Source organism: Lacibacterium aquatile (assembly GCF_042683105.1).
In the GTDB taxonomy this organism is placed as follows: domain Bacteria; phylum Pseudomonadota; class Alphaproteobacteria; order Elsterales; family Elsteraceae; genus Lacibacterium; species Lacibacterium aquatile.
Map to the genome: position 1 here is coordinate 685549 of NZ_JBHUIP010000012.1, position 13721 is coordinate 699269.

Annotated in this window: 13 protein-coding genes; 2 read left to right on the forward strand and 11 right to left on the reverse strand. The window is 62.1% G+C overall.

The genetic code is table 11. The features are described 5' to 3' along the window. Window positions 1-6: 6 nt before the first annotated feature. The 5 genes from yidC to ACFSM5_RS14870 form a co-directional block, all read right to left on the reverse strand. Entirely contained in the window at window positions 7-1698 is a 1692-nt protein-coding gene (gene yidC, locus ACFSM5_RS14850; RefSeq protein ID WP_379877226.1) for a membrane protein insertase YidC, read from the reverse strand. A gap of 84 nt (window positions 1699-1782) precedes the next feature. Beyond that, entirely contained in the window at window positions 1783-2043 is a 261-nt protein-coding gene (gene yidD, locus ACFSM5_RS14855) for a membrane protein insertion efficiency factor YidD (protein ID WP_379877227.1), read from the reverse strand. After that, the gene (gene rnpA, locus ACFSM5_RS14860; RefSeq protein ID WP_379877229.1) at window positions 2040-2447 is read right to left on the reverse strand and encodes a ribonuclease P protein component; all 408 of its coding nucleotides are present in this window, start codon (window positions 2445-2447) and stop codon (window positions 2040-2042) included. The genes yidD and rnpA overlap by 4 nt, the downstream gene beginning before the upstream one ends. A gap of 33 nt (window positions 2448-2480) precedes the next feature. Further along, complete coding sequence (gene rpmH / locus ACFSM5_RS14865; protein ID WP_379877230.1) at window positions 2481-2615, reverse strand: 50S ribosomal protein L34; 135 nt, start codon at window positions 2613-2615, stop codon at window positions 2481-2483. A 128-nt stretch (window positions 2616-2743) separates the two neighbouring features. Beyond that, entirely contained in the window at window positions 2744-3790 is a 1047-nt protein-coding gene (locus tag ACFSM5_RS14870; protein WP_379877231.1) for a GlxA family transcriptional regulator, read from the reverse strand. A gap of 81 nt (window positions 3791-3871) precedes the next feature. Here ACFSM5_RS14870 and ACFSM5_RS14875 point away from each other — a divergent pair, with 81 nt between their 5' ends. Beyond that, window positions 3872-4921 carry a class I SAM-dependent methyltransferase gene (locus ACFSM5_RS14875; protein WP_379877232.1) on the forward strand — a complete coding sequence of 350 codons (1050 nt, stop codon included), beginning with the start codon at window positions 3872-3874 and terminating at the stop codon, window positions 4919-4921. 169 nt (window positions 4922-5090) lie between these two features. On the opposite strand, the gene ACFSM5_RS14880 is transcribed toward ACFSM5_RS14875, so the two are convergent. The 6 genes from ACFSM5_RS14880 to ACFSM5_RS14905 form a co-directional block, all read right to left on the reverse strand. Further along, entirely contained in the window at window positions 5091-8564 is a 3474-nt protein-coding gene (locus tag ACFSM5_RS14880; RefSeq protein ID WP_379877233.1) for an indolepyruvate ferredoxin oxidoreductase family protein, read from the reverse strand. Between the two features lie 269 nt (window positions 8565-8833). Next, window positions 8834-10222, reverse strand: a complete 1389-nt coding sequence (locus tag ACFSM5_RS14885; RefSeq protein WP_379877234.1) for an NAD(P)-binding domain-containing protein — start codon at window positions 10220-10222, stop codon at window positions 8834-8836. Window positions 10223-10281: 59 nt separating this feature from the next. Then, window positions 10282-10599 (reverse strand): ArsR/SmtB family transcription factor, encoded by a 318-nt coding sequence (locus ACFSM5_RS14890; protein ID WP_379877235.1) that lies wholly within the window; start codon window positions 10597-10599, stop codon window positions 10282-10284. A gap of 52 nt (window positions 10600-10651) precedes the next feature. Next, a complete protein-coding gene (gene arsB / locus ACFSM5_RS14895; RefSeq protein ID WP_379877236.1) occupies window positions 10652-11689 on the reverse strand; it encodes an ACR3 family arsenite efflux transporter in 1038 nt (345 codons plus the stop codon). Further along, the gene (locus ACFSM5_RS14900; RefSeq protein ID WP_379877237.1) at window positions 11682-12185 is read right to left on the reverse strand and encodes an arsenate reductase ArsC; all 504 of its coding nucleotides are present in this window, start codon (window positions 12183-12185) and stop codon (window positions 11682-11684) included. Before ACFSM5_RS14900 ends, arsB begins: the two co-directional genes overlap by 8 nt. After that, on the reverse strand, window positions 12182-12535 hold the full coding sequence (locus ACFSM5_RS14905; protein ID WP_379877238.1) for an ArsR/SmtB family transcription factor: 354 nt from the start codon (window positions 12533-12535) through the stop codon (window positions 12182-12184). The genes ACFSM5_RS14900 and ACFSM5_RS14905 overlap by 4 nt, the downstream gene beginning before the upstream one ends. Window positions 12536-12751: 216 nt before the next feature. Here ACFSM5_RS14905 and ACFSM5_RS14910 point away from each other — a divergent pair, with 216 nt between their 5' ends. Continuing rightward, on the forward strand, window positions 12752-13693 hold the full coding sequence (locus ACFSM5_RS14910) for a TAXI family TRAP transporter solute-binding subunit (RefSeq protein WP_379877239.1): 942 nt from the start codon (window positions 12752-12754) through the stop codon (window positions 13691-13693). Window positions 13694-13721 lie beyond the last annotated feature (28 nt).

A 13721-nucleotide genomic window follows, 5' to 3' on the forward strand; every position in this document is an offset into this window, starting at 1 on the left:
CCCTGCTTACGCGACGCCCTGGCGCTTCATGATCACCCACTGCTGGGCAATCGAAAGCAGGTTGTTCCACGACCAGTAGATCACCAGACCGGCCGGGAAGCTGGCCAGCATGAAGGTGAAGACGACCGGCATGATCATGAACATCTTGGCCTGGATCGGATCCGTCGGCTGCGGGTTCAGGCGCTGCTGCAGGAACATCGTCACGCCCATGATCAGCGGCCAGGCGCCGAGCATCAGGAAGGCGGGCGGGTTCCAGGGGATCAGGCCAAAGAGGTTGGCGATGGTGGTGGGATCGGGCGCGGTCAGATCGTGGATCCAGCCGAAGAAGGGCTGGTGGCGCATTTCGATCGTGACGAACAGCACCTTATAGAGCGAGAAGAAGACCGGGATCTGCAGCAGGATCGGCAGGCAGCCCGAGACAGGATTGACCTTCTCGCGCTTGTAGAGGCCCATCAGCTCCTGGTTCATCTTTTCACGGTTGTCGCCGTATTTTTCCTTCAGCTCCTGCATCTTCGGCGTGAGCTTCTTCATCTTGCTCATCATCACGTAGGAGCGATTGGCGAGCGGGAAGAAGATAGCCTTGATGATGACGGTCAGCAGCAGGATGACGACGCCGAAGTTACCGACGAGGCCATGCAGCAGGTTCATCAGGGCGAAGATCGGCTTGGTCAGGAACCAGAAATATCCCCAATCGACCGCCTTATCGAAGTCGGTGATCTTCAGCTCGTCCTGATAGCGCTGCAGAAGCTTCACTTCCTTGGCGCCGGCGAAGATGCGATGCGCACTTTCGACAGATCCGCCAGGCGCCAGCGCGCGGGCCGATCCAAGGTAATCGACCTGCCATTTATCGCCATTGGAAAGCGTATGCCGGAAAGTCGTCTTTACCTGTTCGCTTTGATCGGGAGCAAGAGCGACCAGCCAGTATTTGTCCGTAATGCCAAGCCAACCACCGGTCGTCGTGTCGGTCTTGGTCGCCTCTTCCTTCAGCTTGGAATATTTATATTCCTGCAGCGTGCCGTTCAGCACCCCGATCAGACCCTCGTGAAGGATGAAGAAATCCTGGGTGTGCGGCGTGCCTGTGCGCGAGATGAAAGCATAGGGATAAAGCGTCACTGTCGCCGAGCCGGTGTTCTCCACCCGTTGCGACACGGTGATCATGAAATCCTTGTCGACCGAATATTGGCGCAGGAACTTCAGGCCCTGACCATTATCCCACGACAGGGTCACCGGCTGTTCCGGGGTCAGCTTGTCGCGATCTGCGGTCCAGCGGGTCGCGTTGCCCGGCAGCTGATCGGCGGGAAGACCCTCGGCCGACCAGCCGGTTTCAGCGAAATAGGCGTCAGACATACCCACCGGCTGCAGCAGCGACACGGGCGCGCTGTCGGCGTGGGTCGTTTCCTTGTAGGTCGACAGGATGATGTCGTCGAGGCGGCCGCCGACCAGATTGATCGAGCCCTTCATGCGCGGGTTCTCGATGGTGACGCGCGGGCTATCGGCGATCAGCTCGGGCCGCGACTTCATCGTGAGCGGAGCCGCTGCCGGAGCACCCGGGATCACGCCGCCGGGAGCAGGCGTCGTTGCGCTTGTCTGGGCCGGGGTGGTCACCGGCGCCTTGGGCGACGGGAACAGGAATTGGAACCCGAACAGGATGGCCACCGAAATCACAATGGCCAAGATCAGATTACGCTGCTGCTCCATGCGGAAAACCGCCTTTCGACATCTTTTAAAACAGACAAGACAGATAAGACCGCACCCGTCAGGGACAAGAGCGGCCGGAAGGTTCTAGCGGCGGACACGCGTCGCCCGCAACCTCCGTTGTGTTGCAGGCGGCACCGGATCATATCCATGACCACCCCAGGGGTGGCATCGACACAGTCGCCGCACCGTCAGCCAGCTACCGCGACCTGCGCCGTGTTTCTCCAGCGCCTCCATGGCATAGGCCGAACAGGAGGGCTCGAAACGGCAGGCCGGCGGCAGGATCGGCGACAGGAAAAGCTGATAGCCGCGCACAACCCCACGTAAGAGGCGCGCCGCGAGCTTCATTCCACCAAGCCCTTATCGTTCCAGGCCTTAAGCCGCTTCATCGCCGCTTGAAGATCCGTCAGCAGATCCGGCCAGGGGCGCTCCAGCGTGGCTTCCCGGGCGATGAGCACGTAATCGTGCCCCTCCAGCCCGTGTTTGCCGACCAGCCGCCACGCCGCTTCTCGCAAGCGACGGCGGGCCCGGTTGCGGGCAACCGAATTGCCGACCTTCTTGGAGGCGGTAAAGCCCAGGCGTGCAGGGCCCGTAGCTTCGCGCCGCTCGTACACCTGAAGAACCAATCCCGGCACCGCAAACTTGCGACGCGCATCGGCGACACGCAAAAACTCCGAACGCCGCTGCAACACCGCTAGACGCGGAGTCGGCAACGGCTCGGAGTTTTGCAAAAGCTCTACAGGCTTATCCATCGCGGCACCCATGGATCGGGCGCCGGTCGGGAACTAGGCCGACAGACGCTTGCGGCCCTTGGCGCGACGGGCGCTCAGGACGTTACGACCGCCAACAGTGGCCATCCGCGCGCGGAAGCCATGGCGACGCTTGCGAACGATCTTGCTCGGCTGAAAAGTGCGCTTCACGACAGAATACTCCGAACCTTAAATGCAGACCGGCCCACAGACGGAACGACCCGCGACATAATCCAAGACGCGGGCTTATACGCGGCGTAGGGGATTGAGTCAATGGGCCGGAGTCACTGTTTCAAGACTCATTGTTCCTGGGCTTTCAGGATCACGGCCGGAATATTGAACTTCCGTCTATAGGCTCCAGGAGGCATGCCCGTCAAACGCCCAAAGAGCCTGCGGAAGGAGGCAAGGTCCTCATAGCCCACCTGGGCCGCGATGGTGTCGACCGGCAGATCGCCGGTTTCCAGCATCTGCTTGGCCTCCTCAATCCTCAGCGCCTGAAGATAGGCCAGCGGCGAATAACCCGTGGCCGCCCGGAAACGCCGGTCGAACGTCCGCTGGCTGAGGCCCGAGGCCGCCACGATCTCAGCCAGGATATCCTTGCGCTCATACCCCAGGGCCGCCTTCTCCTGCGCCTGCACGATCACCGCATCGCCGTGGCGGACGTTGGCGACCATCGAGGCATAGGGCAGTTGGCCGTCCCGGTGCCATTGATACAGGAAGATCTTCGAGATGCGGATCGCCTCGGCAACGCTGCCGTGCCGGGCAATCAGATAAAGCGCCATATCCTGCCAGGAAGAGGCGCCACCGGCACAGGTGATTGAATGGCCGGGGCCGCTCTGCACCATCAGTTTTTCCGGCTGCACATCGACACTCGGGAATTCTTCGCGCAGCAGCGGCGCATAGAGCCAGTGCGTAGTTGCGGCCCTATTCTCCAGCAGCCCCGCCTCCGCCAGCACCAGAGCGCCCCCGCAGGAGGCATAGAGCTGCGCGCCACCCCGATACATCTCGACGATCCAGTCGATCATCCGCCGGTCCAGCGCCCGGACATCGTCCGGCGTTTCGACCAGCACATTCGGCACGATCACGATATCGGCCTGCCCCATCTCCTCCACCGTCAGCTGCGGCAGGATCGACACCCCGGTCACCAGCCGGATCGGATCCAGGGTGGCCGCGACCAGCTGTGGCTTGAAAAGTGTGCCGCCCGTCAGCGGTTCGCTCGCCTGCCATTGGACGCCCGCCGCCCACAGCGTGTCGAAGATGCCGTAGATCACCGACGGATCGCATTCGGCGAAGACCGCGATGGCAACGCGCAGGGGTGCGCCGGGGTTTGGCTCATTCGGCTTCATTGCGTCCGATCTGCCTCTCTTGTCGGCCCGAGGCTGGCGCTAGTTTCCACGCCGCATTCACCTTTTATAAAGGAATTACCCGTGGATCTCGATACCAACAAGCTACAGGCGCTGCTCGGCCTGATGGTCACCGAACTGGGTGCGGCCCATAACGCCGCCCTCACCATCATCGGCGATGAACTGGGACTTTATCGCGCAATGGCCGAGGCTGGCCCGCTGGATTCGACAGCCCTCGCCAATGTTACCGGCACGAATGAGCGCTATATCCGCGAATGGCTGAGCGCCCAGGCCGCCTCCGGCTTCATCAGCTATAATCCGGCGACTCAGCTTTTCAGCCTGTCACCCGAACAGACGCTGGCGCTGGCGGTCGATGACAGCCCGGTCAATGTGGTGGGGGCCTTCGTCAATGTCGCCGCGACCTATTCCGAACGCGAACAGCTGACCCAGGCCTTCAAGACCGGCGGCGGCGTCGCTTGGAAGGATCGCTGCTCTTGCCTGTTCTGCGGCACGGACCGATTCTTCCGCACCGGCTATCGCGCCAATCTGGTGGCCGAATGGCTCCCACAGCTCGACGGCGTGGTCGCCAAGCTCGAAAAGGGCGCCAAGGTGGTGGATGTCGGTTGCGGCTTCGGCTCCTCCACCCTGATCATGGCGCAGGCCTTCCCGAAGTCCGACTTCCTGGGTGTCGATTTCCACGGCCCCTCCATCGACCATGCCCGCCAGCATGGCGCCGCGCAGGACAATCTGCGGTTCGAGGTGGGACGTGCCCAGGACTTCCACGCGGGCGATGCAGATCTGGTCGCCTTCTTCGACGCGCTGCATGACATGGGCGACCCCGTGGGCGCCGCCCGCCACGCGCTGGAATGCCTCAAGCCCGACGGCACACTGATGCTGGTCGAACCGATGGCGGGCGATACCCTGGCCGAGAATATGAACCCTGTCGGTCGCATCTATTACGCCGCCTCGACCACCCTCTGCGTCCCTGCCGCCCTCAGCCAGGATGGCGGCGAGGCTCTGGGCGCCCAGGCGGGCTATTTCAGGCTGGAGGAAGTGCTGCGGGAAGCGGGCTTCACCCGCATCCGTCGCGCCGCCGCCTCGCCCTTCAATATGGTGATCGAGGCGAGGAAGTAGTTTGGAGTTACGTCATCCCGGCCCCCGAGCCGGGATCCGGCCGCCCTTGGGTTCGACTCCACACGGCGGACTACGGCAACTACCTTCGGCCGGATCCCGGATCAAGTCCGGGATGACAAGGTTTTTCAACCCAACTAAAAAGGCCGGGGATCGCTCCCCGGCCTTTTTCCTATTCCGCCGCGTTGGCGACCATCGCTGGCGCTGGCGAGCGTAGGACCTGCAGCAGCGCCGCCTCCTTGGCCTTGGCGGCCACGAGGTGGCGTTCCTTCACATGTCCGTAGCCGCGGATCTCTTCGGGGATCGAGGCCAGGGCCACCGCCGTCTCCAGGCTTTCCGGCGACAGGCGCTGGAGCAGTTCATCGACCAGAGTACGGTAGTCGGCGATCAGCTGGCGTTCCATCTTGCGCTCGGCCGTATAGCCGAAGATGTCGAAGGCACCGCCGCGCAGGCCCTTCATCTTGGCCAGCAGCTTGAAGGCCGAGCGCATCCAGGGGCCATATTCCCGCTTCTTCAGATGGCCGTCGGCATCCTTTTTTGCCAGCAGCGGCGGGGCGAGGTTGTAGCTGACCTTATAGTCACCCTCGAACATGCCTTCGATCTGCTTGGCGAAACTGCCGTCGGTATGCAGGCGCGCGACCTCATACTCATCCTTGTAGGCCATCAGCTTGAAGGCGTAGCGCGCCACGGCGGCCGTCAGGCTCTCGGTGCCGGTTTTGGCCATTTCCTCGGCGCGGACACGCTCAACCAAGGCCCGGTAACCCTGGGCGTAGGCCGCATCCTGATAGTCGGTCAGGAAGCCGACGCGGCGGGTAATCGCCTCGTCCAGTGTTTCCGACAGCATCATGGCTTCGGGCAGGGCCTGGGCCTTGGGTTTGGCGGCGGCTTCCACCGCACCCAGGTCGACGGCCGCTCGGCGGCCCCAGAGCAGGGCCTGCTTGTTGAAATCGACCGCGACGCCGTTGAGTTCGATGGCACGCTCCAGAGCCTCCAGACCGACCGGCAGCAGGCCCTTCTGCGCGGCATAGCCCAGCATGAAGGGATTGGCGGCGATGCTATCGCCCATCAGGGCTGTCGCAAGACGGGTCGCGTCGAAGGCATCGACGAACTGCTCGCCAGCAGCTTCCACGATGGAATTCATCAGCGACTTGGAGGGGAAGCGGATGTCGGGCTTCTTGGTGAATTCCGACGTCATGGTCTCGTGGGTGTTGACCAGCACTGCCGTCTCGCCCTGCTTCACCTTGGCAAGACTGTCGAAGGTGCCGGTGGTCAGGCTGTCAGTACCCAGCACCAGCTGCGCCTCACCGGCCGGAATACGGACCGTATGGATCGCTTCCGGGCTGGTGGCGATACGGATATGGCTATAGACAGCGCCGCCCTTCTGGGCGAGGCCGGTCATATCCAGCACTGCGCAGCCCTTATCCTCCAGATGCGCGGCCATGCCCAGCAGCGCGCCGATGGTGACGACCCCGGTGCCGCCGACACCGGTGACCAGGATCGAATAGACGGGCGAGGGGGCTGCCGCCACCGGGGCCGGAAGCTCCGCCCAGTCGCCCGCACCTGCCGCCTTTGGCTTCTTCAGCTTGCCGCCCTTCACGGTGACGAAGGAGGGGCAGAAACCTTTGACGCAGGAGAAATCCTTGTTGCAGGTCGACTGATCGATGGCGCGCTTGCGACCATATTCCGTTTCGACCGGCACGATGGAGACACAGTTCGACTGCACGCCGCAATCGCCGCAGCCTTCGCAGACCGACGGGTTGATGACGGTGCGGATCGCCGGATCGACCATGCTGCCGCGCTTGCGGCGGCGGCGCTTCTCGGTGGCGCAGGTCTGATCATAGATAATGATCGTCGTGCCTTCGATCTCGCGCATTTCCTTCTGCACCGCATCCATCTCGTCGCGATGGCGCACGGTGACACCGGGGGCGAACTTCACGTCAGCGGGATATTTTTGCGGCTCGTCGGAGACGACGATAATCTTCTTCACCCCCTCGCCTTCCAGCTGGCGGGTGATGGCGGGGACGGTGGGGCCACCTTCGGCAGGCTGACCGCCGGTCATGGCGACCGCGTCGTTATAGAGGATCTTGTAGGTGATATTGACGCCCGCAGCGATGGACGCGCGGATCGCCAGCAGACCCGAATGCTGATAGGTGCCGTCGCCGAGGTTGCTGAAGATATGTTTGGTATCGGTGAATTTCGACTGGCCGATCCAGGGCGTACCCTCGCCCCCCATCTGGGTGAAGGTATCGGTGCGGCGGTCCATCCAGGTCACCATATAGTGGCAACCGATACCGCCAACCGCGCGGCTGCCTTCCGGCACCTTGGTCGAGGTATTGTGCGGGCAACCCGAGCAGAAGGTCGGCACACGCGCCAGCTCGACCTTCAGGCCGCCCAGCTGCTTTTCCTTGGTCTCCAGGAAGGCGAGGCGCTGGTCGATGGCCTCGCTCTTATAAAAGCGCTCCAGGCGCTGGGCGATGATGCGGGCGATGCGGGCCGGGGTCAGCTCGTTCGGAGACGGCAGGATCCACTGGCGGTTCTCGTCGAACTTGCCGATGACGCGCGGGCGCACATCCTCGCGCCAGTTATACAGCTGCTCTTTAAGCTGATTTTCGATGACCGCGCGCTTTTCCTCCACGACCAAGATCTCTTCCAGGCCTTCGGCGAAATGGCGGGCGCCTTCGCGCTCCAGCGGCCAGGACATGCCGACCTTATAGAGGCGCAGACCGATGTCGGCCGCCAGCTTGTCGTCGATGCCGAGATCTTCGAGCGCCTGGCGCACATCAAGGTAGGATTTGCCGGTGGTGATGATGCCGAAGCGCGGCTTCGGGCTGTCGATCACGATCTTGTCGAGCTTATTGACCCGGGCAAAGGCCAGCGCGGCATAGAGCTTGTACTTATGCAGGCGGTATTCCTGATCGAGCGGCTTGTCCGGCCAGCGGATATGCACGCCGTCGGGCGGAAACTCGAAATCGGTCGGGATGATCGGAATAGCCCGCATCGGATCGACATAGACCGAGGCGGAGCTATCGACCGTTTCAGCAATCGTCTTCATGCCGATCCAGGCGCCCGAGAAGCGGCTCATCGCCCAGCCAAGCAGGCCGTAATCCAGGATTTCCTGCACGCCCGACGGGTTCAGGACGGGGATGCTCGCGTCCATGAAGGCATATTCGGACTGATGCGGCAGGGTCGAGGACTTGCAGGTGTGATCGTCACCGGCCAGAACCAGCACGCCGCCGTGCTTCGAGGTCCCGGCGGCATTGGCATGTTTGAAGACGTCGCCCGAGCGGTCGACGCCCGGCCCCTTGCCGTACCACATCGAATAGACGCCATCGACCTTGGCATCGGGGAAGAGATTGACCTGCTGGCTGCCCCAGACGGCCGTCGCCGCCAGATCCTCGTTCAGGCCCGACTGGAAATGGACGTTCGACTGCTGAAGATATTTCTTCGCCGCCCACAGCTCCTTATCGAGACCACCCAGGGGCGAGCCACGATAGCCCGAGATGAAGCCCCCGGTATTGAGCCCCGCCGCCTCGTCGCGCTGCTTCTGCACCAGCGGCAGACGGACCAGCGCCTGAATACCGGTCAGGAAAATGCGACCGGAATCGACGGTATATTTGTCGTTTAGGCTGACAGCGGCGAGACCCATGACGGTCGCTCCTTCCGAGATACGTTTCCTCGACCCTTTGACTGCTGGAGGCTGGCGGTTTTCCGCTCTGATACCCTTACGCCCAGCTAGGTCGTTTTATTGCTTTCTTCTGAAACCTTATGCGCGCTCCCTACACTCGGCAATGCGCGGAATCGTGGGTTTCATAAAAGGAAACGAAGCATCTGATGAAGCGTTGCTGACCGCGTTACAAAAACGACTTGCTTAACAGCGGCGAAATTTTATTGCGCGCCTTTCGACGATCTGTCGGCTCACGAGCATCCACAGCCATTGCCGGTGGCGATTTTCTCCTTCAGGTCATCCAGGCAGCAGGCTTCCACCGGGGCCGACTTTGGAGCCGGACCGCCGCAGCAACCGGAGGATGCCGCCTCGCCAACTACGATGGGCTTGGTCGAGCAGACGCCGGTTTCCGGCAGCACCAACCGCACATCGTCCGCCGACACCAGATCCCCGGCGATGGCCGCGACCACCGAGCGGACCTGCTCATAGCCGGTTAGCAGCAGGAAGGTCGGGGCCCGGCCATAGGACTTGATGCCAACGGTGTAGAAGCCGGTTTCCGGATGGGCGAGTTCGCGATGGCCATGGGGCGGGACCGAGCCGCAGGAATGAAGGTTCGGGTCGATCAGCGGCCCAAGGGCCTTGGAGCTTTCCAACCACGGATCGAGATCGAGGCGCAGTTCACGGGTGAGCGACAGATCGGGACGCTGGCCGGTGGTCACCACGATCCGGTCGATGGGACCGAGAGTCACCGTACCTCGGTCGGTATCGCCCCGGACCAGCAGACGACCGTCTTGCGCGGTGATCGCTTCGACGGCGAATCCGGCGGTCAGGGCTATCGAGCCACTTTCGACTTTAGACCGCAGACCGTCCCCAAGTTCACCACGGGCCGCCAGCTTGTCCGACTTGCCACCACCATAGACTCGAGTCAGGTTCCGGCTGCGGGTCGCCCATAGCATCTTGGTCCCCGGCGCCTTCTCCGACAGCCGGTCGAGATCGAGCAGCACATTGGCCGCCGAATGTCCCGCCCCCACAACTAGCACCGTCTTTCCGGCGTAGGTCTCGCGATCCCGGCCCAACACGTCGGGGATGCCAAACGCTATCCAGTCGCGATAGGTCTCTTCCCCCTCTGCCGGGGTGCCATCGGCCCCAAGCGGGTTTGGGCTGCTCCAGGTGCCGGAGGCGTCGATGACTGCACGGGCGAGATCTCGCCGCAACCCGTCTTTGGTCCGCACCGACAACACGAACGGGCGATCCTCTCGGCCACGGGTGACCACCTTGTCCATATGCTGGCGAGAGATCGCCGTCACCTTGACGCCGGTCTCGATCACCTGGGCCAGGGCCGGGAGCTTCGCCAACGGCTTCAGGTAGCGCTCGATCAGTTCGGCCCCGGTCGGCATGGTCTCCGGTTCGGGCATGAACCAGCCGGTCGGCTCCAACATGCCCTTGGCGACCTCATCGACATTATACTTCCACGGCGAGAACAGCCGGACATGCCCCCAGTCGCGGATATGGCTGCCAACGGCGTCGCCCGCCTCATAGACACGCACCGGCAAACCTCGGGCAATCAGATGGGCGGCGGCAGCCAGTCCCACGGGACCGGCCCCGATCACGGCGACGGGAAGGATGTTTGTCTGGCTCATTTTCGGCTCCTTCACTTATTCCAGAATCTTGGAAATATTAGATCAAAAAAAGGGGCGACCTAAGCCGCCGCCTCATCGGTTCCACAGCAGGCTTCCTCGATGCAGCATTCATCAACCAGGAAGCCGACCAGGGCATTCATGGCGGGATACTGTGCCCGGCAGATCAGAGTGGTTGCCTGCCGTTCCTGGGTTACCAGACCGGTCGCAATCAGCCGCTGGAGGTGATGGCTGAGGGTCGAAGCAGCGATGCCGATCCGGTCCTGGAGCTTCCCCACCGGCAGACCGTCATGACCAGCCCGAACCAGGGTGCGATAAATGGAAAGCCGGGTCACATTGCCCAGGGCTTCCATCTGCTTGGCTGCAATTTCGATTTCCATGGAAATAACCTGATCCCGGATCAGCAGAGAGTCAAGTGGTGTATTTCCATGATCATCGAAATAGCCTCTGCCCTCGCAAGGCAACCTGCACCAACAGGATCAGCACCGGCACCTCGACCAGCGGCCCGATGACGGCGGCAAAAGCGACCGGCGAGGCCAGACCGAAGGCAGAGATTGCCACGGCTATCGCCAGTTCGAAGTTGTTGCCCGCCGCCGTAAAGGCGATGGCCGTGGTCCGGGGATAGTCCCTGGCGATCAGCTTGCCGAGCAGGAAGCTCACCCCGAACTGGATCAGGAAATAGAGCGTCAATGGGATGGCGATCCGAATGGCATCGACCGGCAGTCGCAGCACGTCCCCGCCTTTGAGGCTGAACATCGCAAGGATGGTGAACAGCAGGGCCGCCAGGGTGATCGGGCCGATGCGAGGCAGGAAGGCCCGTTCGTACCAATCCATCCCCCTCGCGGCGACCAACCATTTGCGCGTCAGGAAACCCGCCAGGAACGGGATGCCGAGATAAATCAACACCGCCTCGGCAATCGTCCAGACACTCACATCGATGACGCTGCTTTCCAACCCGAAGAGCGGCGGCAGGACGGTCAGGAAGATCCAGGCATAGACGCTGAAAAACAGGATTTGGAAGATCGAGTTAAAGGCGACCAATCCCGCGACATAGGTGCCGTCACCTCGCGCAAGCTGGTTCCAGACTAGGACCATGGCGATGCAGCGGGCCAGCCCGATCAGGATTAGACCCGTCATATAGTCAGGATGATCGTGCAGGAAGATCACCGCCAGGACGAACATCAACACCGGACCGATCAACCAGTTCTGCACCAGCGACAGAATTAGCACCCGCTTGTCCTTGAAGACGGTCGGGAGTTCCTCGTATCGGACCTTCGCCAGCGGGGGATACATCATCAGCACCAAGCCAATGGCGATGGGGATGTTCGTCGATCCGACCGAAGCGGCATGGAGCATCCCCGGCAGCCCCTCGAAGAGACTGCCGAGGGCGACACCCAGGGCCATGGCGACGAAGATCCAGAGGGTCAGATAGCGGTCGAGGAAGGAAAGCCGAGAAGCAGTCTCAGGCATCGATCCGACCGCCGATATCATCGACCTTCTTCTTGAGGGCCAGCTTGTCGAGCGAGGCAAACGGCAACGCCGTGAACAGCGAGATCCGGCTCTTCATCTGCTTGAAGGCGGTGACGAAGGCGGTCTCCTTCTCGATGTCCGTGCCTTCGACCTCGGCGGGATCGGGAATGCCCCAATGGGCCGACATCGGCTGACCCGGCCAGATCGGGCAGACCTCGCCTGCCGCGTTGTCGCAGACGGTGAAAACGAAATCCATCACCGGGGCACCGGCAACCGCGAACTCATCCCAATTCTTCGACCGCATGCCATCGGTTGGATAGCCGGAGGCGGCCAGCACCTTGAGGGCCATCGGGTTCACCGCCCCCTTGGGCATGCTGCCTGCCGAGAAGGAATTGAAGCGACCAGCCCCGTCATGGCGAAGGATGCTCTCGGCCAGGATCGAGCGGGCGGAATTGCCGGTGCAAAGGAACAGCACATTGAACGGACGGTCGGTCATGACGTGGCTCCGGGTGCGGGGCAGCAGGGTGCAAGGTCGGCGATGACAGGCGCACAGAGTTCGGGCCGCCCGCCGCAGCAGTCTTTGAGGAGGAAGACGGTCAGGGCCTGGATCTGCGAAAGATCGGCCCGATAGATGATCGACCTGCCCTGCCGGTCCGACTGCACCAACCCGGCATCGGCCAGCAGCTTCAGGTGCGCCGACATGGTGTTCTGCGGCACTTCAAGCTGACGGGCGATCTCCCCGGCAGGCAGCCCCTCCGGCTCATGCCTGACAAGCAGCCGAAAGGTGGCAAGACGGGTGTCCTGGGCGAGAGCCGAGAGAGCATCGATGGCGATATGTATATCCATAAATCTGGATATACAGAATTAACTTAACCAATATCAAGCCGCATTGCGAGACGACCACAATTTAACATCGGTCCGTTGATCGCAGACTAGGCAGTCTCGCTGACCTGATCGGGTTGTCGGGGGCTTAAATGCCTGCTTATAATAATCCCGGGAGACAAAGGACGGGGCGATGTACCCCGTTCGTCTGAAACGTTCATATAGGGGGAAGACATGCCCATGAAGACGCTGCTCGTTGGCACCGCTTTGGCCGTTGCTGCCATCGCTCCGGCCCAGGCCCAGACTTTCGTCAATGTTCTGACCGGCGGCACCTCGGGGGTCTATTACCCCCTGGGCAATGCGCTCGCGACCATCTATGCCAAGGCTATCCCGAACGCTAAGACCGGCGTGCAGGCCACCAAGGCCTCCGTCGAAAACCTCAACCTGCTCCAGCAGGGCAAGGGCGAGATCGGCTTTTCCCTGGGTGACGCCGTCAGCCAGGCCTGGAAGGGCGACGCCGAAGCAGGCTTTGCCCAGCCGCTGAAGAAGCTGCGCGGCATTGCCGGTATCTATCCGAACTACATCCAGATCGTCGCCTCGGCCTCCAGCGGCATCAAGACGGTCGACGATCTCAAGGGCAAGCGCATCTCGGTCGGCGCCCCGAAGTCGGGGACCGAACTGAATGCCCGCGCCGTGCTGGCCGCTGCCGGTCTGTCCTATAAGGACTTCAGCAAGGTCGAATATCTCGCGTTCGGTGAATCGGTCGACCTCATGAAGAACCGCCAGCTCGACCTGACCCTGCAGTCGGCAGGCCTGGGCGTTTCCTCGATCCGCGACCTTGCCTCCTCCATCGACATCACGGTTGTGGCCGTTTCGCCGGAAACCGTGAAGAAGGTGAATGATCCGGCCTATGTCTCGATGCCGATCCCCAAAGGCACCTACAAGGGCCAGGATGCGGACGTCCCGACCGTCGCCATCAACAACTACCTCATCACCCATGAGGGTGTGTCGGACGACGTCGCCTATGCGATGACCAAGTCGCTGTTCGAGAATCTCGACGTGATGACGGCCTCGCATGCTGCCGCCAAGGACATCAAGTTCGAAAAGGCGCTCGACGGCATGCCGGTGCCGCTGCATCCCGGCGCCGAGAAGTACTACCGCGAAAAAGGCCTGATTAAATAAGGGCCGCACAGGTCTTATGAACGAGGGG

Coding starts and splice junctions, on each gene's coding strand:
- yidC (WP_379877226.1), bottom strand. CDS start 1,698: ATGGAGCAGCAGCGTAATCTGATCTTGGCCATTGTGATTTCGGTGGCC.
- yidD (WP_379877227.1), bottom strand. CDS start 2,043: ATGAAGCTCGCGGCGCGCCTCTTACGTGGGGTTGTGCGCGGCTATCAG.
- rnpA (WP_379877229.1), bottom strand. CDS start 2,447: ATGGATAAGCCTGTAGAGCTTTTGCAAAACTCCGAGCCGTTGCCGACT.
- ACFSM5_RS14870 (WP_379877231.1), bottom strand. CDS start 3,790: ATGAAGCCGAATGAGCCAAACCCCGGCGCACCCCTGCGCGTTGCCATC.
- ACFSM5_RS14880 (WP_379877233.1), bottom strand. CDS start 8,564: ATGGGTCTCGCCGCTGTCAGCCTAAACGACAAATATACCGTCGATTCC.
- ACFSM5_RS14885 (WP_379877234.1), bottom strand. CDS start 10,222: ATGAGCCAGACAAACATCCTTCCCGTCGCCGTGATCGGGGCCGGTCCC.
- ACFSM5_RS14890 (WP_379877235.1), bottom strand. CDS start 10,599: ATGGAAATCGAAATTGCAGCCAAGCAGATGGAAGCCCTGGGCAATGTG.
- arsB (WP_379877236.1), bottom strand. CDS start 11,689: ATGCCTGAGACTGCTTCTCGGCTTTCCTTCCTCGACCGCTATCTGACC.
- ACFSM5_RS14900 (WP_379877237.1), bottom strand. CDS start 12,185: ATGACCGACCGTCCGTTCAATGTGCTGTTCCTTTGCACCGGCAATTCC.
- ACFSM5_RS14905 (WP_379877238.1), bottom strand. CDS start 12,535: ATGGATATACATATCGCCATCGATGCTCTCTCGGCTCTCGCCCAGGAC.
- ACFSM5_RS14910 (WP_379877239.1), top strand. CDS start 12,752: ATGAAGACGCTGCTCGTTGGCACCGCTTTGGCCGTTGCTGCCATCGCT.